This is a genomic window from Streptomyces sp. NPDC012474 (genome assembly GCF_042955185.1).
In the GTDB taxonomy this organism is placed as follows: domain Bacteria; phylum Actinomycetota; class Actinomycetes; order Streptomycetales; family Streptomycetaceae; genus Streptomyces; species Streptomyces cahuitamycinicus.
Genome location: NZ_JBIBEP010000005.1, coordinates 405,419 through 423,422, shown reverse-complemented (window position 1 = coordinate 423,422; position 18,004 = coordinate 405,419). Strand labels below are relative to the sequence as shown.

Annotated in this window: 19 protein-coding genes and 1 riboswitch; of the genes, 11 read left to right on the top strand and 8 right to left on the bottom strand. The window is 71.9% G+C overall.

Going from position 1 to position 18,004, the window contains the following annotated elements; all coding sequences use genetic code 11:
• Window positions 1-135: 135 nt before the first annotated feature.
• Genes ACFY9S_RS14850 through ACFY9S_RS14835 form a run of 4 tightly spaced genes read left to right on the top strand, consistent with a single transcriptional unit; the run spans window position 136 to window position 3,983 of the window.
• The gene (locus ACFY9S_RS14850; RefSeq protein WP_391127675.1) at window positions 136-960 is read left to right on the top strand and encodes a 1-acyl-sn-glycerol-3-phosphate acyltransferase; all 825 of its coding nucleotides are present in this window, start codon (window positions 136-138) and stop codon (window positions 958-960) included.
• Window positions 961-988: 28 nt separating this feature from the next.
• Window positions 989-2,215 (top strand): MacS family sensor histidine kinase, encoded by a 1,227-nt coding sequence (gene macS, locus ACFY9S_RS14845; RefSeq protein WP_391127570.1) that lies wholly within the window; start codon window positions 989-991, stop codon window positions 2,213-2,215.
• On the top strand, window positions 2,212-2,901 hold the full coding sequence (locus ACFY9S_RS14840) for a response regulator (RefSeq protein WP_391127567.1): 690 nt from the start codon (window positions 2,212-2,214) through the stop codon (window positions 2,899-2,901). The genes macS and ACFY9S_RS14840 overlap by 4 nt, the downstream gene beginning before the upstream one ends.
• 53 nt (window positions 2,902-2,954) lie before the next feature.
• Window positions 2,955-3,983, top strand: coding sequence for an ATP-dependent 6-phosphofructokinase (locus tag ACFY9S_RS14835; protein ID WP_391127564.1), 1,029 nt, complete (start codon window positions 2,955-2,957; stop codon window positions 3,981-3,983).
• 321 nt (window positions 3,984-4,304) lie between these two features.
• On the opposite strand, the gene ACFY9S_RS14830 is transcribed toward ACFY9S_RS14835, so the two are convergent.
• Together ACFY9S_RS14830 and ACFY9S_RS14825 are read right to left on the bottom strand one after the other, a co-directional pair.
• Window positions 4,305-6,170 carry a chorismate-binding protein gene (locus ACFY9S_RS14830; protein WP_391127561.1) on the bottom strand — a complete coding sequence of 622 codons (1,866 nt, stop codon included), beginning with the start codon at window positions 6,168-6,170 and terminating at the stop codon, window positions 4,305-4,307.
• 96 nt (window positions 6,171-6,266) lie between these two features.
• A complete protein-coding gene (locus ACFY9S_RS14825; protein ID WP_078625594.1) occupies window positions 6,267-6,323 on the bottom strand; it encodes a trp operon leader peptide in 57 nt (18 codons plus the stop codon).
• 96 nt (window positions 6,324-6,419) lie between these two features.
• On the opposite strand from ACFY9S_RS14825, the gene ACFY9S_RS14820 reads away from it, so the two are divergent.
• Both ACFY9S_RS14820 and ACFY9S_RS14815 read left to right on the top strand, forming a co-directional pair.
• Complete coding sequence (locus ACFY9S_RS14820; protein ID WP_391127558.1) at window positions 6,420-7,772, top strand: class II 3-deoxy-7-phosphoheptulonate synthase; 1,353 nt, start codon at window positions 6,420-6,422, stop codon at window positions 7,770-7,772.
• Between the two features lie 166 nt (window positions 7,773-7,938).
• On the top strand, window positions 7,939-8,172 hold the full coding sequence (locus tag ACFY9S_RS14815; protein ID WP_391127555.1) for a (2Fe-2S)-binding protein: 234 nt from the start codon (window positions 7,939-7,941) through the stop codon (window positions 8,170-8,172).
• Between the two features lie 31 nt (window positions 8,173-8,203).
• Here ACFY9S_RS14815 and bfr read toward each other — a convergent pair whose 3' ends face one another.
• Entirely contained in the window at window positions 8,204-8,680 is a 477-nt protein-coding gene (gene bfr, locus ACFY9S_RS14810) for a bacterioferritin (protein WP_102907908.1), read from the bottom strand.
• Between the two features lie 175 nt (window positions 8,681-8,855).
• Here bfr and ACFY9S_RS14805 point away from each other — a divergent pair, with 175 nt between their 5' ends.
• Window positions 8,856-9,506 carry a molybdopterin-dependent oxidoreductase gene (locus ACFY9S_RS14805; protein ID WP_391127552.1) on the top strand — a complete coding sequence of 217 codons (651 nt, stop codon included), beginning with the start codon at window positions 8,856-8,858 and terminating at the stop codon, window positions 9,504-9,506.
• Between the two features lie 24 nt (window positions 9,507-9,530).
• Here ACFY9S_RS14805 and ACFY9S_RS14800 read toward each other — a convergent pair whose 3' ends face one another.
• The 5 genes from ACFY9S_RS14800 to thiO form a co-directional block, all read right to left on the bottom strand.
• Complete coding sequence (locus ACFY9S_RS14800; protein ID WP_391127550.1) at window positions 9,531-10,409, bottom strand: deoxyribonuclease IV; 879 nt, start codon at window positions 10,407-10,409, stop codon at window positions 9,531-9,533.
• A 58-nt stretch (window positions 10,410-10,467) separates the two neighbouring features.
• The gene (gene pknB, locus ACFY9S_RS14795) at window positions 10,468-12,408 is read right to left on the bottom strand and encodes a Stk1 family PASTA domain-containing Ser/Thr kinase (protein ID WP_391127548.1); all 1,941 of its coding nucleotides are present in this window, start codon (window positions 12,406-12,408) and stop codon (window positions 10,468-10,470) included.
• 93 nt (window positions 12,409-12,501) lie between these two features.
• Window positions 12,502-13,299, bottom strand: coding sequence for a thiazole synthase (locus ACFY9S_RS14790; RefSeq protein WP_391127546.1), 798 nt, complete (start codon window positions 13,297-13,299; stop codon window positions 12,502-12,504).
• A gap of 2 nt (window positions 13,300-13,301) precedes the next feature.
• Window positions 13,302-13,502: a sulfur carrier protein ThiS gene (gene thiS, locus ACFY9S_RS14785; protein ID WP_358596856.1), complete on the bottom strand. Its 201-nt coding sequence runs from the start codon at window positions 13,500-13,502 to the stop codon at window positions 13,302-13,304.
• Complete coding sequence (gene thiO / locus ACFY9S_RS14780) at window positions 13,499-14,668, bottom strand: glycine oxidase ThiO (RefSeq protein ID WP_391127543.1); 1,170 nt, start codon at window positions 14,666-14,668, stop codon at window positions 13,499-13,501. Before thiO ends, thiS begins: the two co-directional genes overlap by 4 nt.
• Window positions 14,666-14,777, bottom strand: a riboswitch (TPP riboswitch). It overlaps the preceding gene by 3 nt.
• A gap of 52 nt (window positions 14,778-14,829) precedes the next feature.
• On the opposite strand from thiO, the gene ACFY9S_RS14775 reads away from it, so the two are divergent.
• The 4 genes from ACFY9S_RS14775 (at window position 14,830) to thiE (ending at window position 17,945) form a co-directional block, all read left to right on the top strand.
• Window positions 14,830-15,180, top strand: a complete 351-nt coding sequence (locus ACFY9S_RS14775; protein WP_391127541.1) for a hypothetical protein — start codon at window positions 14,830-14,832, stop codon at window positions 15,178-15,180.
• Between the two features lie 32 nt (window positions 15,181-15,212).
• The gene (locus ACFY9S_RS14770) at window positions 15,213-16,454 is read left to right on the top strand and encodes an FAD-dependent oxidoreductase (RefSeq protein ID WP_391127538.1); all 1,242 of its coding nucleotides are present in this window, start codon (window positions 15,213-15,215) and stop codon (window positions 16,452-16,454) included.
• Window positions 16,455-16,565: 111 nt separating this feature from the next.
• Window positions 16,566-16,931, top strand: coding sequence for an Rv2175c family DNA-binding protein (locus tag ACFY9S_RS14765; RefSeq protein ID WP_391127535.1), 366 nt, complete (start codon window positions 16,566-16,568; stop codon window positions 16,929-16,931).
• Window positions 16,932-17,291: 360 nt separating this feature from the next.
• Complete coding sequence (gene thiE, locus ACFY9S_RS14760) at window positions 17,292-17,945, top strand: thiamine phosphate synthase (RefSeq protein WP_391127532.1); 654 nt, start codon at window positions 17,292-17,294, stop codon at window positions 17,943-17,945.
• Window positions 17,946-18,004: the final 59 nt, after the last annotated feature.

Sequence of the window (18,004 nt, the reverse complement as noted above, 5' to 3'; positions counted from 1 at the left end):
TTCGCGCGTCGTGCGCGGGACCTTCACCGTACGCGACCGCACTGACACCGACCAGGGCCGTCGGCGCCTTTGACAGCGCTCCGGGTTAAGGTCTGACCGACACATACAGGAGGCACTCGGTTGTTGTACGGCGCGATGAAGGTCACCATCGGGGGTCCGCTGAAGCTCGCCTTCAGACCCTGGGTGGAGGGCCTGGAGAACGTACCCGCCGAGGGCGCTGCGATCCTGGCGAGCAATCACCTGTCGTTCTCCGACTCCTTCTTCCTGCCCGCCGTCCTCGACCGCAAGGTCACCTTCATCGCGAAGGCCGAGTACTTCACCACGCCCGGTGTGAAGGGCCGGATGACGGCCGCCTTCTTCAAGGGGGTCGGGCAGCTGCCCGTGGACCGTTCCGGTGCGCGCGGTGCGGGTGAGGCGGCCATCAAGAGCGGCATCGACGTGCTGGAGCGCGGTGAGCTGTTCGGGATCTACCCGGAGGGCACGCGCTCGCCCGACGGACGGCTCTACCGGGGCAAGCCGGGCGGCCTCGCGCGCGTGGCGCTCGCGACGGGCGCGCCGGTCATCCCCGTCGCCATGATCGACACGGAGAAGATCCAGCCACCCGGGAAGGTCATGCCGAAGCTGATGCGGCCCGGCATCCGGATAGGCAAGCCCCTGGACTTCAGCCGCTACCAGGGCATGGAGCACGACCGCTTCGTGCTGCGCGCGGTGACCGACGAGGTCATGTACGAGATCATGAACCTCTCCGGCCAGGAGTACGTCGACATGTACGCCACGGCCATGAAGCGGCAGCTCACGGAAGCGGCGAAGGCGGAGAAGGAAGCCGAGAAGGCGGCCAAGGCCGCTCTCGTGCGGGCCGATAAGGAACGGGCCGAGAAGGAAAAGCAGGAGCAGGAAAAGCAGGCGAGGGAAGCGCAGGAGAAGGAAGCGCGGACGGAGCGGCGGCGGACCGAGCCCTAGCCGGGGCTTCGGTCGGGGGGCGGGGGAGATGGCCAGGCGCGAGCGAGTCATGAGGATGTCGGTCGAGCAGCCGCTGTGGCGTGCCCTCACCGCCTACCGGGTGCTGACGATGCTGTACGCGGTCGGCCTGTTCGCCACCGCCCACGACGAGTTCCCCCGCCCCTGGATCGCCGTCGCCTACTACGCCGTGCTGGGCACCTGGACCCTGGCCACACTGCCCCGGGTCGCGAACGCCGCCCGCTGCACCAAGCGGTTCCTCGCCGCCGACCTCACCATCGCCGTCGTGGGCATCCTGCTCACGCCCGTCGCCGACGCCCACGAGCGGATCCAGGCGGGCGGCCCGACGCTTCCGTCGATATGGACCGCCGGCGCCGTTCTCGCCTTCGCCATCAAGGGCGGGTGGCGCTGGGCGGCCCTCGCCTCCGGCCTCGTGGCCGTCGCCAACCTGATCGAGCGCGGCAGTCCGGCCCGTGACACCGTCCACAACGTCATCCTGGTCTGCATCGCGTCCATCGCCATCGGCTACGTCGTCGAGGTCGCCCGCGCCTCCGAGCGCACCCTTGCCCGCGCCCTGGAGATCGAGGCCGCCACGAGGGAGCGGGAGCGCCTCGCCCGGGACATCCACGACAGCGTGCTCCAGGTGCTGGCGATGGTGCAGCGCCGCGGGGCCGTACTCGGGGGAGAGGCGGCCGAACTGGGCCGGATGGCCGGTGAGCAGGAGGTGGCGCTGCGCACCCTGGTCTCCGGCGGTCTCGTGCCCGTCTCCCGGATCTCGGAGGACGCCACCGAGGGCGCGGTGGTCCGGGCCGTCGACGAGGAGCCCGAGCCGAGCGGCCCCGTCGACCTGCGCGCCCTGCTCGCGCCCTACGCCGGGGCCAGGGTCAGTCTCGCCGAGCCCGGCGCGCCCGTGCCGCTGGTGCCGGCCGCCGCCCGGGAGGTGGCCGCGGCGGTCGGGGCGGCCCTGGACAACGTCCGCCGGCATGCCGGGGAGGACGCCCGCGCGTGGATCCTGGTGGAGGACGAGCCGGACGCGGTGATCGTCACCGTGCGGGACGACGGCCCCGGCATCCCGGAGGGGCGGCTCGTCCAGGCCGAGGGCGAGGGGCGGCTCGGCGTGGCCCTGTCCATCCGCGGCCGGCTGAGCGACCTCGGCGGCAGCGCGGAGCTCATCTCGGTGCCGGGACAGGGCACGGAGGTCGAGATGAAGGTACCGAAGGACGCGACGAACACACGGGGGAAGGCGGAGCAGCGATGACGGACACCACCGGGGGCCGGCGGGACCCGATCACAGTCATGGTCGTCGACGACCACCCCATGTGGCGCGACGCCGTCGCCCGCGACCTGGCCGAGTCGGGCTTCGAGGTGGTCGCCACCGCGGGCGACGGCGACCAGGCCGTACGCCGAGCCAAGGCCGCCGCGCCCGACGTCCTCGTGCTCGACCTGAACCTGCCCGGCAAGCCCGGAGTCCAGGTCTGCAAGGAGGTCGTCGGCGACAACCCCGCGCTGCGCGTTCTCGTGCTGTCCGCGAGCGGCGAGCACGCCGACGTCCTGGAGGCCGTGAAGTCCGGCGCGACCGGCTATCTGCTGAAGTCGGCCTCCACCGGCGAACTCCAGGACGCCGTCCGCCGCACGGCCGTCGGCGACCCGGTCTTCACCCCCGGCCTCGCCGGGCTGGTCCTCGGCGAGTACCGCCGCCTGGCCTCCGAACCGGCCCCGGCCCCCGACACCGACGAACCCAAGGCGCCCCGGCTCACCGACCGCGAGACCGAGGTGCTGCGGCTGGTCGCCAAGGGCCTGAGCTACAAGCAGATCGCCGAACGCCTGGTCATCTCCCACCGCACGGTCCAGAACCACGTCCAGAACACCCTCGGCAAGCTCCAGCTGCACAACCGCGTGGAACTGGTCAGGTACGCGATAGAGCGCGGCCTCGACGACGAGTGAGGCGCCCGTCACACTGACCCTTCGTCAGGCACCTGCGGCGAAGGGACTGTTCCATGCGCGTCGGAGTACTGACCGGAGGCGGCGACTGCCCCGGCCTCAACGCCGTCATCCGGGCCATCGTCCGCAAGGGCGTGCAGGAGTACGGCTATGACTTCACCGGCTTCCGGGACGGCTGGCGAGGACCCCTGGAGAACGCCACCGTCCGTCTCGACATCCCCGCCGTGCGCGGCATCCTGCCCCGCGGCGGCACCATCCTCGGCTCCTCGCGGACCAACCCCCTGAAGGTGACGGACGGCATCCGCCGGATCAAGCGGACCCTCGCCGAGCTGGAGGTCGAGGCGCTGATCACCATCGGCGGCGAGGACACCCTCGGTGTGGCCGCCCGCCTCTCCGACGAGCACGGCGTGCCCTGTGTGGGCGTGCCGAAGACGATCGACAACGACCTGTCCGCCACCGACTACACCTTCGGCTTCGACACCGCCGTCGGCATCGCCACCGAGGCCATCGACCGGCTGCACACCACCGCCGAGTCCCATATGCGCGTCCTGGTCGTCGAGGTGATGGGCCGGCACGCCGGCTGGATCGCCCTCCACTCCGGCCTGGCCGGCGGCGCCAACGTCATCCTCATCCCCGAACAGCGCTTCGACGTCGAGCAGGTGTGCGCCTGGGTGACCTCCCGGTTCCGGGCGTCGTACGCGCCGATCGTGGTCGTCGCCGAGGGGGCGATGCCGACGGACGGCGACATGGTCCTCAAGGACCGGTCACTGGACTCCTTCGGACACGTTCGGCTGTCCGGGGTAGGCGAGTGGCTCGCCGAGGAGATCGAGAAGCGCACGGGCAACGAGGCCCGCACCACGGTCCTCGGCCATGTCCAGCGCGGCGGCACCCCCAGCCCCTTCGACCGCTGGCTCGCCACCCGCTTCGGGCTGCACGCCATCGACTGCGTCCGCGACCGCGACTTCGGCCGGATGGTCGCCCTGCGCGGCACCGACATCGTCCGCGTCCCCATCGCGGACGCCACGTCCCGTCTGAAGACGGTGGATCCGGCGCTGTACGAGGAGATCGGGGTCTTCTTCGGCTGACGGCCCGGCGCCGGGTGTGGGTCGGGGGGTCGGGGTGCTTCGGCGGACGGCCCGGCGCCGGGTGTGGGTCGGGGGGTCGGGGTGCTTCGGCGGACGGCCCGGCGCCAGGCGCGGGGCGGGCGGTCGGGGTGTTCTTGGGCGGACGGCCCGGCGCCCGGTGTGCGTCCGGAGGTCGGGGTGTTCTTCGGCTGACCGCCTGGCCCGGTGCCGGTCGGGGTGTTCTTCGGCTGACCGCCTGGCCCGGTGCCGGTCGGGGTGCTCTTCGGCTGACCGCCTGGCGCCCGGTGCCGGTCGGGGCCGGGCGGCCCCGACCGGACCGTGTCAGACCGAGGGCGCGCCCGTGCCCCGCACCTGCGCCACCAGCTCTCGCACCACCGCCGCGCCGTTCAGCGTCAGTACCGACTCGGGGTGGAACTGCACCCCCGCGAACCCGCGAGCGCGCAACGCGTGCACCTCCCCGTTGGCGGCGCGTGCGACCTCGACCCCGCGCGCCGACAGCCCGGCCGCCTCCTCGTCGTCGCAGCGCGCCACGAAGCTGTTGTAGAAGCCGACGGTCTCCCGCCGCCCGAACAGCTCGATCTCCGTCTGCGCCCCCTGGTACGGCACTTCCTTCCGCACGATGTCCAGCCCCAGCTCGGCCGCGATCAGCTCGTGCCCGAGGCACACCCCCAGCACGCCCTGCCGTTCGCTCCGGATCACCTCGGCGGTGAGGCCGCGCAGGAAGCGCATCTTGGGGTCGGCGAGGTCGGACGGGTCGCCCGGACCGGGCCCGAGCACGACGGGTCCCTCGTGTGCGAGCACCGCCTCCCGCAGCCGCGGCTCGTCGTACCGCCGCACGCTCACCTCCTGGCCGCCGGCGCGCAGCACGTGCGCGAGCATCGCCGTGAAGGTGTCCTCGCCGTCGACGACCAGGGCATGTCCGGTCAGTTCCGCGGAGCGCTCCTGCATCCGCAGCCAGAAGGGCGCGAGCGAGGAGCGGCGTCCGTCGAGCACCGCACGCACCCGGGGGTCGTCGGCCAGCCGCGGCCGCACGGACTCCTCGCGCGGCCTTCCGGGCCGTACGCCCAGGGCCGCCAGGACACCGGCCGCCTTCGCATGGGTCTCCGCGACCTCGCTCCGCGGGTCGGACCCGCGCACCAGCGTGGCGCCGACCGGGACGCGCAGCCGCCCGTCGGAGGAGATGTCGGCGGTGCGGATCAGGATCGGGGAGTCGAGGGTCTGGGCGCCGCCGGAGTCCCGGCCGATCAGGGCCAGCGCGCCCGCGTAGTACCCCCGCCCCCCGGCCTCGTGCCGTTCGATGACCCGGCAGGCGTTCTGCACGGGCGAGCCGGTGACGGTCGCCGCGAACATCGTCTCTCTCAGCACGTCCCGCACGTCCAGGGAGGACTTCCCACGCAGCTCGTACTCGGTGTGGGCGAGGTGCGCCATCTCCTTCAGCCGGGGCCCGATCACGACCCCGCCCATGTCGCCGACGGTGCACATCATCTTGAGCTCCTCGTCGACGACCATCGACAGCTCCTCGATCTCCTTGCCGTCGGCGAGGAAGCCGAGCAGGTGCTCGGGCGTGGGCCCCTCGGCGGGGTAGCGGTAGGTGCCGCTGATCGGGTTCATGACGACCGTGCCGCCGGACATCCGCACGTGCACTTCGGGGCTGGCCCCGACCAGCGTGCGCTCCCCGGTGTGCACCACGAAGGTCCAGTAGGCCCCCCGCTCGCCCTCCAGCAGCCGGCGGAACAGGGCCAGCGCGTCGGCGCGCCCGAACCCGGGGATCTCTCCCTCGTACGTCCGCCGGATCACGAAGTTCGCGCCCTCGCCCCGCCCGATCTCCTCCCGCAGCACCCGTCCGACGATCTCCTCGTACTCCTCGTCGGCGACGTCGAAGCCGCCGTTCCCGACGCGCACGTCGTGCGCCGGGAGCTGCTTCAGGGCGTCGGCCAGCGGGACGTCGTACGACTCCTGGGGCGTGAGCGCCAGCAGGGGCGTGCCGTCGTCGCGGACGTCGAAGCCGCGCTCGCGGATCTGCCGGAAGGGCACCAGCGCGAGGCTCCGGTCGGGGAGGTCGGCGAGGCGGTCGTGCGGGGTGACCGGGCCGATCAGGACCTCGACCAGCTCGTGGTCGTGGCCCGGGGTGCGGCGGCGCAGCAGGGCGAACGGACGGGGGTCGTCCAGCAAGCCGAGCAGGTTCATGGGTCCGTGCTCCATCTCGGTGAGAGAGGAACGGACCCCGGGAAACACCGAAGGCCGCCCCTCGGGCGGCCTTCGCGAAGTCTTGTGTACGCGCAGTCAGCGGGCCGCCGGATGAGCGGTCCACCACCAGGTCTGGGTCGAGTGCGCGAACATGCGACGCACCCTACCCCATGACCGAGGAGTGTTCGGGGTGTCTCAATTGCTGGTCATGGGTCAGGACGTCCCACACGACCCCGTAATGTTGAGGTCGTGACCGTGAACGCTAAGACCAGCGCCTCCGCTGGCAACACCTGGCGAGACCTGCCCGCGGCGCAGCAGCCCGAGTACCCCGACCCCGAGGCTCTGCGCGCAGTGATCGCGGACCTCGAGTCGTATCCGCCGCTCGTCTTCGCGGGCGAGTGCGACCAGCTGCGCGCCCGGTTGGCGGCCGTTGCCAAGGGAGAGGCGTTCCTCCTCCAGGGCGGCGACTGCGCCGAGGCCTTCGACGCGGTGTCCGCCGACCACATCCGCAACAAGCTGAAGACGCTGCTCCAGATGGGCGCCGTGCTCACGTACGCCGCGTCCGTGCCGGTCGTGAAGGTCGGCCGCATCGCCGGCCAGTACTCCAAGCCGCGCTCCAAGCCGACCGAGACCCGCGACGGCGTGACGCTGCCGACCTACCGCGGCGACTCCGTCAACGGCTTCGACTTCACCGAGGCCGCGCGCATCCCGGACCCCGAGCGGCTGAAGCGGATGTACCACGCGTCCGCCTCCACCCTGAACCTGGTGCGCGCCTTCACCACCGGCGGCTACGCCGACCTGCGCCAGGTGCACGCCTGGAACCAGGACTTCGTCAAGTCGTCCCCGTCGGGGCAGCGCTACGAGCAGCTGGCGCGCGAGATCGACAACGCGCTGAACTTCATGCACGCCTGCGGGACCGACCCGGAGGAGTTCAAGACGGTCGAGTTCTACGCCTCGCACGAGGCGCTGCTGCTCGACTACGAGTCCGCGCTGACCAGGGTCGACTCGCGCACCGGGCAGCTGTACGACGTCTCCGGCCACATGGTGTGGATCGGTGAGCGCACCCGGCAGCTGGACCACGCGCACATCGAGTTCGCCTCGAAGATCCGCAACCCCGTCGGCATCAAGCTGGGTCCGACGACCACCGCCGAGGACGCTCTGCAGTACATCGAGCGCCTCGACCCCGAGCGGGAGCCGGGCCGGCTGACGTTCATCGTCCGCATGGGCGCCGACAAGGTCCGCGACAAGCTCCCCGAGCTGGTCGAGAAGGTCACCGCCTCGGGTGCCACCGTCGCCTGGATCACCGACCCGATGCACGGCAACACCTACGAGGCGGCCTCCGGGCACAAGACCCGCCGCTTCGACGACGTGCTCGACGAGGTCAAGGGCTTCTTCGAGGTCCACAAGGCCCTCGGCACCCATCCGGGTGGCATCCACGTGGAGCTCACCGGCGACGACGTCACCGAGTGCGTGGGCGGCGGCGACGAGATCTTCGTCGACGATCTGCACCAGCGCTACGAGACGGCCTGCGACCCGCGGCTCAACCGCAGCCAGTCGCTGGACCTGGCGTTCCTCGTGGCCGAGATGTACAGGGACCAGTGACGTACAGGGGCCAGTGACGGGGCTGCCTGTTACCGGGGCATGGACTGGGGCGCGGATCACACGATCCGCGCCCCTCTCCACTTTTGCGCTCCGGACCCGACGGGTAAGGTTAGGTTAGCCTCACCGATCAACGGGGACGGCGCCATCTGAGAACGACCCGTCGGAGGTGAACCGCGTGTACGTCTGCAGTTGCTTCGGGATCACCGAGCAGCAGGTCAAGCAGCACGCGGACGGCGGCGCCTGCACCCCCCGCCAGATAGCCTCCGCCTGCAAGGCGGGCACGGACTGCGGGTCCTGTGTGCGCCGTATCCAGGCCATCCTCGGCAGAGGAGCCTGCCCGCGCCGTGAACTGGCCGACCGGGGCGAGCAGGTGCTCACGGAGCTGGAAGACGCCGCCTGACGGCAGGTCCTTGCTGTTTGGGACAACACTTCTAGCTCGGCTGCTCGATCTGCTGCGCGAGGTACAGCGCCTCGCCGAGCTTGTCGATCAGCTCCAGCTGCGTGTCCAGGTAGTCGATGTGGTGCTCCTCGTCCTCCAGGATCGACTCGAAGAGGTTCGCGGACGTGACGTCGCCCTTGCTGCGCATCACCTCGATGCCGCGCCTGAGCCGGTCGATGGCCTCGACCTCGACCTGCCGGTCCGCCTGGAACATCTCGGTGACCGTCTGGCCGACCCGTACATGGAAGAGCCGCTGGTAATTGGGCAGGCCGTCCAGCATGAGAATGCGTTCGGTGATCTTGTCCGCGTGCTTCATCTCATCGATGGACTCTTCACGCGTGTACTTGGCGAGCTTGGTCCAGCCCTTGTTGTCCTGGATCCGGTAATGCAGCCAGTACTGGTTGATCGCCGTCAGCTCGCCGGTCAGCTGCTCGTTGAGGAATTCGAGGACCTCGGGGTCGCCCTGCATCGCAGAGGCTCCTTCCACGCGGTGGAACTGGCAGGTTGCGCCGCATGATTCCACTGGTGAAGAAGATCGTCCAGTAAGTCTCCACTTACTAAGTAAGGGCATGCTTAGTTGAGTTTGTCCTTTTTCGCGGTGGGCCCGGTCAGGGGCATCACCCGAGGTCTGTCAGGATGGAGTCATGGGTCAGCCGCTGGAACACCAATCGGGAGAAGGGCGCGATCCAGCAGGAGCGACGCAGCCGGAGCTGCCCCCGGGACAGCGGCTGCAACGCGGCTGGCCGGTCACGCACTACGGGCCCGTCCCCAAGTTCCGGCCCGAGCGCTGGGAGTTCCGGGTCTTCGGCGCCACCGCCGGCGGCGGCAAGCACTGCTGGACCCACGAGGAGTTCACGGCCCTGCCCCACACCACCGTGGTGGCCGATCTGCACTGCGTGACGAAGTTCAGCATGCTGGGCGCCGAGTGGGGCGGCATCCCCGCGCGCACGCTCCTCGACCTCGCCCCGCCCGCCGCCGACGTCACCCATGTGATGGTGTGGGCCGAGTACGGATTCAGCTCCAACCTGCGGCTGTCCGACTTCGCCGACGAACAGGTCCTCTTCGCCACCCACAAGGACGGCGAACTGCTCACCGCCGAGCACGGCTTCCCACTGCGCCTGATAGTGCCCCACCTCTACGCCTGGAAGGGCCCCAAGTGGGTGCGCGGCGTGGAGTACATGACCGCAGACCGGCGGGGCTTCTGGGAGGAGCGCGGCTACCACAACGTCGGCGACCCCTGGCAGGAGCAGCGTTACTCGTACCAGGAGGAGCCCGGGGACGGCCCCGGCCTCTGACGGGCCCGGTCGTCGCTGTCGCGCTCAGCCCTCGCGCAGCTTCTTCAGTCGCTCCACGTCGGCCGCATGCCCCTGCTTGCCGCCCGGCGTCTCGATGATCAGCGGCACTCCCTCGGTCGCGGGGTGGGTCATCAGGGCACGGAACGGGTCCTCGCCGATGTGGCCGACACCGATGTTCTCGTGCCGGTCCTTGTGGGCGCCCACCACGTCCTTGGAGTCGTTGGCGTGGATCAGCTTCAGCCGGCCCTCGCCGACCGTGTCCACCAGCAGGTCCAGCGTCTGCTGCATGCCGCTCGGGCCGGTCAGGTCGTGCCCGGCGGCGAAGATGTGACAGGTGTCCAGGCACACACCGAGCATCGGGTGGGCGTCCAGCGCCTCGAAGTACGGGCCGAAGTCCCAGGTCCGCGAGCACAGCGAGGCGCCCTGCCCGGCCGTCGACTCCAGCAGCAGGAACGGGTCGTCGTCGTGGGTCAGCTCGTCCAGCAGCGGCAGCAGGTGCTCCCGTACCTGCTTCAGCGCCACGGACCGCTCCCGGCCGCCGGTCGCGCTGCCCGTGTGCACGACCACGCCGAGCGCCCCGATCTCGCGCCCGCGCCGCAGCGAGTGCCGCAGCGACTCCACCGACCGCTCCACGGTCGCCTCGGTGTGCGAGCCGAAGTTGATCAGGTAGGGGGCGTGCACATAGGCCGGGACCGACTCGGCCGCGCACGCGGCGCGGAACGCCTCGTCCTGTTTCGGGTTTCCGGTCGGCGTGGCCCAGCCGCGCGGGTTGGCGACGAAGACCTGGACGGCCTCCGCCTTCAGGTCACGGGCGTACGACAGGCCTACGGAATGGAGCCCGCCGGCCACGGGGACGTGGCCGCCCACGGGGTTGCGGGAGGGGCCGGACAGCTGACTTTTCACCCGTTCAGGGTGTCATGCGTCCGGCCCTGCCCCGTCCACGGGCCGCCGCCCGCGCCTCTCACCTGATCTTGATGGTGATCGTCGAGCCCTTGGGTGCCGTCGCACCGCCGTCGACGGACTGGCTCTTGACCTCGTCCCCGAACAGGCCGAGCAGCCCGCGGTCCTCGTCGACCTGGAACCCGGCACCCTCCAACGCCCGCGTGGCGTCCTCGACGCTGTCGCCGACCACGTCCGGGACCTCGACCATCTCGGGGCCCTTCGACAGCGTCAGCGTCACGGTGTCGCCCTCGGCCGCCGGGCCGCCGGACTTCGGCGCCTGCCGGACGACCTGGCCCTTGTCGTACTCGGAGGAGTTGACCCGCTCGGTGGCGATCTTCACCTTGAGGCCGGCCTCCGTCAGCGCGGACCTCGCGTCGGCCTCGTCCGAGCCGGTGACGTCGGGGATGTCGATCGGGCTGCCCTTGCTGACGACCAGCGCGACGGCCGTGCCCGCACGCACCTTCGTGCCGTCGGCCGGGCGCGCGGAGATCACCGAACCGCGCGGCACGTCGTCGCTGAACTTCCGGGTGACCATGCCCGGCTCCAGCCCGTCCTCCTTCAGCTGGGCCCGCGCCTTGTCCAGCTTCTGGCCCGCCAGGGCGGGCACGCGCGCGGTCTCGGGGCCGTCGGAGATGGTGAACGACACGGAGTCGTGGAGGCGGATACGGGTGCCCTGCTCGGGGTACATGCCCATGATCGTGCCGCGCTTGACGGTGTCGCTGTGGGCGTGGCTGACCTCGCCGACCTCCAGACCCGCGTCCTGCAGCCGGTCCTCGGCCTCGTCCTGGGTCTTCGAAAGCAGCGGCGGGACCTTGGTGAACTGGCCGGAGTTGATGTACCAGATCCCGGCGCCGAGGCCGAGCACGAGCAGAACGGCCACGACGATGGCCGCCGGGCCGCGCCGGAATCCCGGGCGGCGGCGCCGGGACGGCGGGGGCGGCGGCGGGGACGCGAACCGGCTGGTGCGGTCGAGGGCGGCCGCTGAGGCCTCCTGGTCCTCGTTCACCGGCAGCGGGCGCGGTGTGGTCAGGGCGCGCGGGATCACGGTCGTCCGGTCGTCGCCGTTGTCGTGGTCCACCGCGAGCGCCTGCGGGGGCACCGCGTCCAGCTGGTCCTCGCTCAGCCGGCCGCGTCCGTCGCGGACCCGTGCGAGCAGTGCCACCGCGTCGTGCGGGCGGACGGCCGGGGTGCGGGCCGTCGCGGAGGCCACCATCTCGTCCAGCTCGTACGCCATGCCGGGCACGGCGGCCGAGGGCGGGGGCACGTCCTCGTGCAGGTGCTTGTAGAGGATCACGGCGGGGGAGTCCCCGTCGTGCGGCTTGTCGCCGGTCAGCATCTCGTACAGCATCACGCCGCACGCGTACACGTCGACGCGGGTGTCTGCGGTGCCGTCCTCTATCTGCTCCGGGGCGAGGTACGAGACCGTGCCGAGGACGGTGCCGGTGGTGTTCGTCACCGTGTCCACCGCCCGGACCAGACCGAAGTCGGCGACCTTGACCCGGCCGTCGTCCCCTATGAGGACGTTCTCGGGCTTCATGTCACGGTGCACGAACCCGGCGCGGTGGGCGGCGCCCAGCGCGGCCAGCACCGGCTCCAGGATGTCCAGGGCGGCGCGCGGCTGCAGGGCACCGCGCTCGCGCAGCACGTCGCGCAGGGTGCAGCCCGCCACGTACTCCATCGCCAGGTACACGTACGAGCCGTCGGTGCCCTGGTCGAAGACCTGCACCACGTTCGGGTGGGCCAGCCGGGCCACCGACTTCGCCTCGCGGATGAACCGCTCGACGAACGAGGCGTCGACCGCGAGCGAGGGGTGCATCACCTTGAGCGCGAGAACCCGGTCGAGCCGGGTGTCCACGGCCCGGTAGACCGTGGCCATCCCGCCGACCGCGATCCGCGCGTCGATGCGGTACCGGCCGTCGAGCACCTGCCCGACCAAGGGGTCTTGAAGGGTCGTGTCCACGCAGGCGAGTGTACGAGCCACGACCGACAGCCCCGTCCCCCTGCCTGATTTCGCGGCGGGACTGCAGCCGACCTGTGACGTGTGTCCCGAGCCCTACCGGAAAGCGGGCCGCTCCGGGTCCAGGGCGGCCATTCCCTCCGGCGGAGACGACGCCTCCGCGAAATGCCGCCGTGGGATACGCCCGGCCCGGAACGCCAGCCGCCCCGCCTCCACCGCGTGCCGCATGGCCTCGGCCATCAGCACGGGCTCCTGCGCCCGCGTCACCGCCGAGGCGAGCATCACACCCGCACACCCCAGCTCCATCGCCAGCGCAGCGTCCGACGCCGTACCGGCACCGGCGTCCAGGATCACCGGCACGCGCGCGTGCTCGACGATCAGCTGGAAGTTGTGCGGGTTGCGGATCCCCAGACCGGAGCCGATCGGCGAACCCAGCGGCATGATCGCCGCACAGCCCGCATCCTCCAGTTTCCGCGCCAGCACCGGGTCGTCGTTGGTGTACGGCAGCACCGTGAACCCGTCGTCGACCAGCGTCTCGGCCGCCTCCAGCGTCTCGATGGGGTCGGGCAGCAGCGTGCGCTCGTCGGCGATGACCTCCAGTTTGATCAGGTCGGTGCCGAGGGCCTCGCGCGCGAGGCGGGCCGTGAGGACGGCCTCGCCGGCGGTGAAGCAGCCCGCCGTGTTGGGCAGCACCCGGATGCCAAGACGGTCGAGGACGGACAGCACCGAGCCGTGCACCGAGGCGTTCACCCGGCGCATGGCGACCGTCGTCAGCTCCGTCCCGGACGCGACCAGCGACCGCTCCAGCACGTCGAGGCTGGGCGCCCCGCCCGTGCCCATGATCAGACGGGACGTGAGGGACGTACCGCCGAGGACAAACGGATCGTCGGCCATGGTCAGCCTCCCTGGACGGCTGTGAGGACTTCCACGCGGTCTCCCTCGGAGAGGGGGGTGGCGGGCCACCGCGTGCGCGGGACGACGGTTTCGTTGAGGGCGGCGGCCACGCCCGAGGGCGAGGCCGTGAGCGACCTCACGACGGTGTCGAGAGCGGTGCCGGGCCGGACGTCCCGGGGCTCCCCGTTGACGGAGATGTTCATGCGGGCTGCTCCGTGAGTGCGGTGGTACTGAAGCGCTTCGGGGTGAAGGGCCGGGCCTCCTCCGGGAGTTCGCCTGTGGCCAGGGCGTGCGCCAGGGCGTCGCCGGTCACCGGCGTGAGCAGGACGCCGTTGCGGTAGTGCCCGGTGGCCAGCAGCAGGCCTTCCAGGCCGGTCGGGCCGAGCAGGGGCGCGTTGTCGGGGGAGCCGGGCCGCAGCCCGGCCCGGGTCTCGGTGAGCGGCAGCTCGGTGATGCCCGGCACCAGTTCGTGCGCGTCCCGCAGCAGCTCGTACACACCGCCCGCGGTCACGGTGGTGTCCCAGCCGAGCTCCTCGCTCGTGGCCCCGACGACGAGTTCGCCGCTCTCGCGCGGCACCAGGTAGACGTGGCTGCCGCGCACGACCGCGCGCACGGTACGGCTCAGGAACGGCCCGTGCCGCGGCGGCATCGTCAGCCGAACGACCTGCCCCTTCACCGGCCGCACGGGAGGCAGCACGTCCTCCGGGACACCGTCGAGCCGCCCGCTGAGGCTGCCTCCGGCGAGCACCACCTGCCCGGCGGCCGCCGCGGTCCCGTCGGCCAGAACGACACCCGTGACCCGGTCCCGTACGACGGTCAGCCGCTGCGCCCACACCCGGTGGAAGACCACGCCCGCCCGCTCGCAGGCGGCGACCAGGGCACCGGCCAGCCGCCGGGGGTCGATCTGGTGATCGCCGTCGACCCGCAGCCCGCCGCGCACGCCCGGCGCGAGCATCGGCTCCAGGCGCCGGCACTCGCGCCCGGACAGCCACTGCGACTCCAGGCCCGACTGCTGTTGCAGGGCGTGCAGTTCACGCAGATGGGCCCGGTCGTCGGCGTCCAGCGCGACGGCGAGCGTGCCGCAGCGGCGGTAGCCGAGGTCCTGGCCGGTCAGCTCGGTGAGCTCGGCGGCGAAGTCCGGGTAGCGCCGGGCGGAGGCGAGGTTCAGGCCGAGCAGGGTCTGCTCGCCGTAGTGCAGTTCCGTGACGGCGGCCAGCATGCCGGCCGCGACCTGCGCGGCCCCGCCGCCCGGCTCGGGATCGACGACGGCCGTGGCGAACCCGCGCTGCGCGGCCCGCCAGGCCGTGACCAGGCCGATGATCCCGCCCCCGACGACCAGGACGTCTGACGATGTGGACGTAGGCGACATGGGCGTCCAGCCCCTCCCTTCGCCGGCATGACCCGGATCAGGTTCGTACGGTCGGAGGCCGCCAGCCTCCCTCTCAGCCCGGTGCGTCCGGGCTCCCGCGAGTGCTTTACGTTGGCCACCCTAGCCCGATGCCCCGTGCCGCAGTAAGGGAGCCTCCGCCCATGCCCCGATCCCTCGACGGTCTCGTCCTCGCCCCGGTCGCCGACCAGGCACCGGGCCAGGTGGGCACCCGCACCCGCTTCACGTACCACGAGCGGGAGGGCGAGATCTGGGCCGAGTACGCGGGCGGCGACGTCGTACGCGGGCACCTCGTGGGTACCCGTGAAGGTGACCGGCTGGACTTCCGGTACGTCCAGCTGAAGCGGGACGGGACCACCTCCTCGGGGCACTGCGTGTCGGCGGTCGTGGAGCTGCCCGACGGGCGGGTGCGACTGGAGGAGACCTGGGAGTGGGAGTCCGGGCAGGGCAGCGGCACGAGCGTTGTGGAGCAGGTCACGGCGTATGAGGACTGACTGACAATACGTCAGGTGTCTATGGTGATCAGGTGAGCGAGCAGACGCAGGAACCAGGTTCGTCCGCGCCGCGGCGCGTCGTCGTGGCGGGTGCGGGCATGGCCGGGGTGCAGACCGCCGTCGCCCTGCGCGAGCGGGGCTTCCCCGGCGAAGTGATCCTGCTCGGCGCCGAGCCTCACCAGCCCTACGACCGGCCCCCGTTGTCCAAGGCCGTGCTGCTCGGCAAATCCGAGGGTTCCGCCTTCGACATCGACTTCGAAGCCCTCGGCGTCGAACTGCGGCTCGGCTGCGAGGTGCTGGGCCTGCGCCCGGGCGACCACGAGCTCGACACCGCGGACGGGCCCGTGCCGTACGACGTCCTGGTCGTCGCGACCGGCGCCGAACCGGTCCGGCTGCCCGGCGCGGAGGGCGTCCCCGGCGTGCATCTGCTGCGCACCCTGGACGACGCCGAGCGGCTGCGGCCGGTGCTGGCCCGGCGGCACGACATCGTGGTCGTCGGCGCGGGCTGGATCGGAGCGGAGTTCGCCACGGCCGCGCGCGAGGCGGGCTGCGCGGTGACCGTCGTGGAGGCCGCGGAACGGCCGCTCGCCGCAGCGCTGCCCGCCGAGGTCGCCACCCCGATGACCGGCTGGTACGCCGACGCGGGCGTGCTCCTGCGGACGCATGCGCGCGTGGCGAGCGTCGAGCCGGGCGCGGTACTCCTGGACGACGGATCACGGCTGCCCGCGGGCGCGGTCGTCGTCGGCATCGGGGCCCGCCCCGCGACGGCCTGGCTGGCCGGCTCCGGGATCGAGCTCGGTGCGCACGGTGAGATCGTGGCCGACGAGCATCTGCGCACGTCCGTGCCGGACGTGTACGCCGTCGGCGACTGCGCCTCCTTCCCCTCAGGACGCTACGGCGAGCGCCTGCTGGTCCACCACTGGGACAACGCCCTCCAGGGGCCGCGCACGGTCGCCGTGAACATCGTCGGCCGGGCCACGGGGGAGGCCCCGGCGGTGTACGACCCGGTGCCGTACTTCTGGTCCGAGCAGTTCGGGCGATTCGTCCAGTACGTCGGGCACCACGCGGCCGCGGACACGATCCTGTGGCGGGGCGATCCCACAGGACCGGCATGGACGGTCTGCTGGCTGCGCGGTGAGCGGCTGGTCGCGCTGCTGGCGGTGGGCCGGCCCCGGGACCTGGCGCAGGGCCGCCGCCTGATCGAGTCGGGTACCGCGATGAATCCGGTGCTGCTGGCGGATCCGGCAAGGCCCATGAAGGCGGCGACGGCCTGAGCTCGGGCGCCCTCGTGGAGCGACCCGGGCGGCGCTTCCGGGTCCGGCGCGTCCGCTCTCGTGGACCGGGTCGGCTTCCGACTGTCGGTGGCAGATGGCAGGCTGGTTTCCGTGACCGAGATTGACGCAAAGATCGATGCTCTCGTCCCCGCCTGGCTCACCCTCCCCGACATCGCCGAACAGTTCGGCGTCGAGGTGACGCGTGTGCGGCAGCTGGTCAAGGACGGCCAGCTCATCGCCGTACGCCGCGGTGAGAACCGCGCGCTGCACGTCCCCGACGCCTTCATCGACGGGGACAAGGTCGTCAAGGGCCTGTCCGGGACCCTGACGCTCCTGCGGGACGACGGCTTCACGGACGAAGAGATGCTGGAGTGGCTCTTCACCCTCGACCCCAGCCTGCCCGGCACCCCCGCGCAGGCGCTCAGCGAGAACCGCGGCACGGAGGTGAAGCGCCGCGCCCAGGCGCTCGCCGTCTGACCCGGCCTCGACCGGCCAACCGTCCGGTGCCGCGTGAGCGGGGCCGGACCTGAACGACCGCCCGAGTGGGGGCCGTGGCCCGAGGGGCCACGGCCCGGGGTGGCTCGCGCCCGTCAGGGTGGTGCACGCCGCCGTAGGCGTGGTCCGCGCCTGTCAGGGCGGTGCACGCTCCCGGAGGAGCCGCGGGGCTGCCACCGGAGACCTGGCGGGACCCGTAGGCAGGCGTAGGGTGCCCGAGGCGTTCGCGGGACAGGGCCGCTCCCGCGCCGCACGCCGCCGGCCCCCGGGGGCGCTCCCGCACGCCGCCGACGCACATGCGGGCCCACCGGCCCGCACACCACGACACCCAGGGGGACACGCATGACCGGCACCGCCACCGCCCGGGCCCGGCTCGCCGACGCCCGGGTCTACCTCTGCACCGATGCGCGCAAGCGGCAGGGCGACCTCGGGGCGTTCCTCGACGCCGTGCTGACCGGCGGGGTCGACATCGTGCAGTTGCGGGACAAGGGCATGGAGGCCGGTGAGGAGCTGGAGCACCTGGCCGTCTTCGCCGACGCCTGTGCCCGGCACGGCAAGCTGCTCGCGGTCAACGACCGGGCGGATGTCGCGCACGCCGCCGGCTCCGACGTCCTGCACCTCGGTCAGGGCGACCTCCCCGTCCCCGCGGCCCGCGCGCTCCTCGGCGACGACGTCGTCATCGGCCGCTCCACCCACGCCGAGTCCGAGGCCGCCGCGGCCGCCGTCCAGCAGGGCGTGGACTACTTCTGCACCGGCCCGTGCTGGCCGACCCCCACCAAGCCCGGCCGCCACGCGCCCGGCCTGGACCTCGTCCGGTACACCGCCGCCCTCGGCACCGACCGCCCCTGGTTCGCCATCGGCGGCATCGACCTCGGCAACCTCGACCAGGTCCTGGAGGCGGGCGCCCGGCGCGTCGTCGTCGTACGGGCGATCACCGAGGCCGACGACCCGGGGGCCGCGGCGGCCGAGTTCGCGAAGCGGCTGAGGGAGGTCTAGCCGAGACGGTTGTCCAAGGGATGGACAACAAGGGGACAATCCGGTCAAATCCCGGTCCA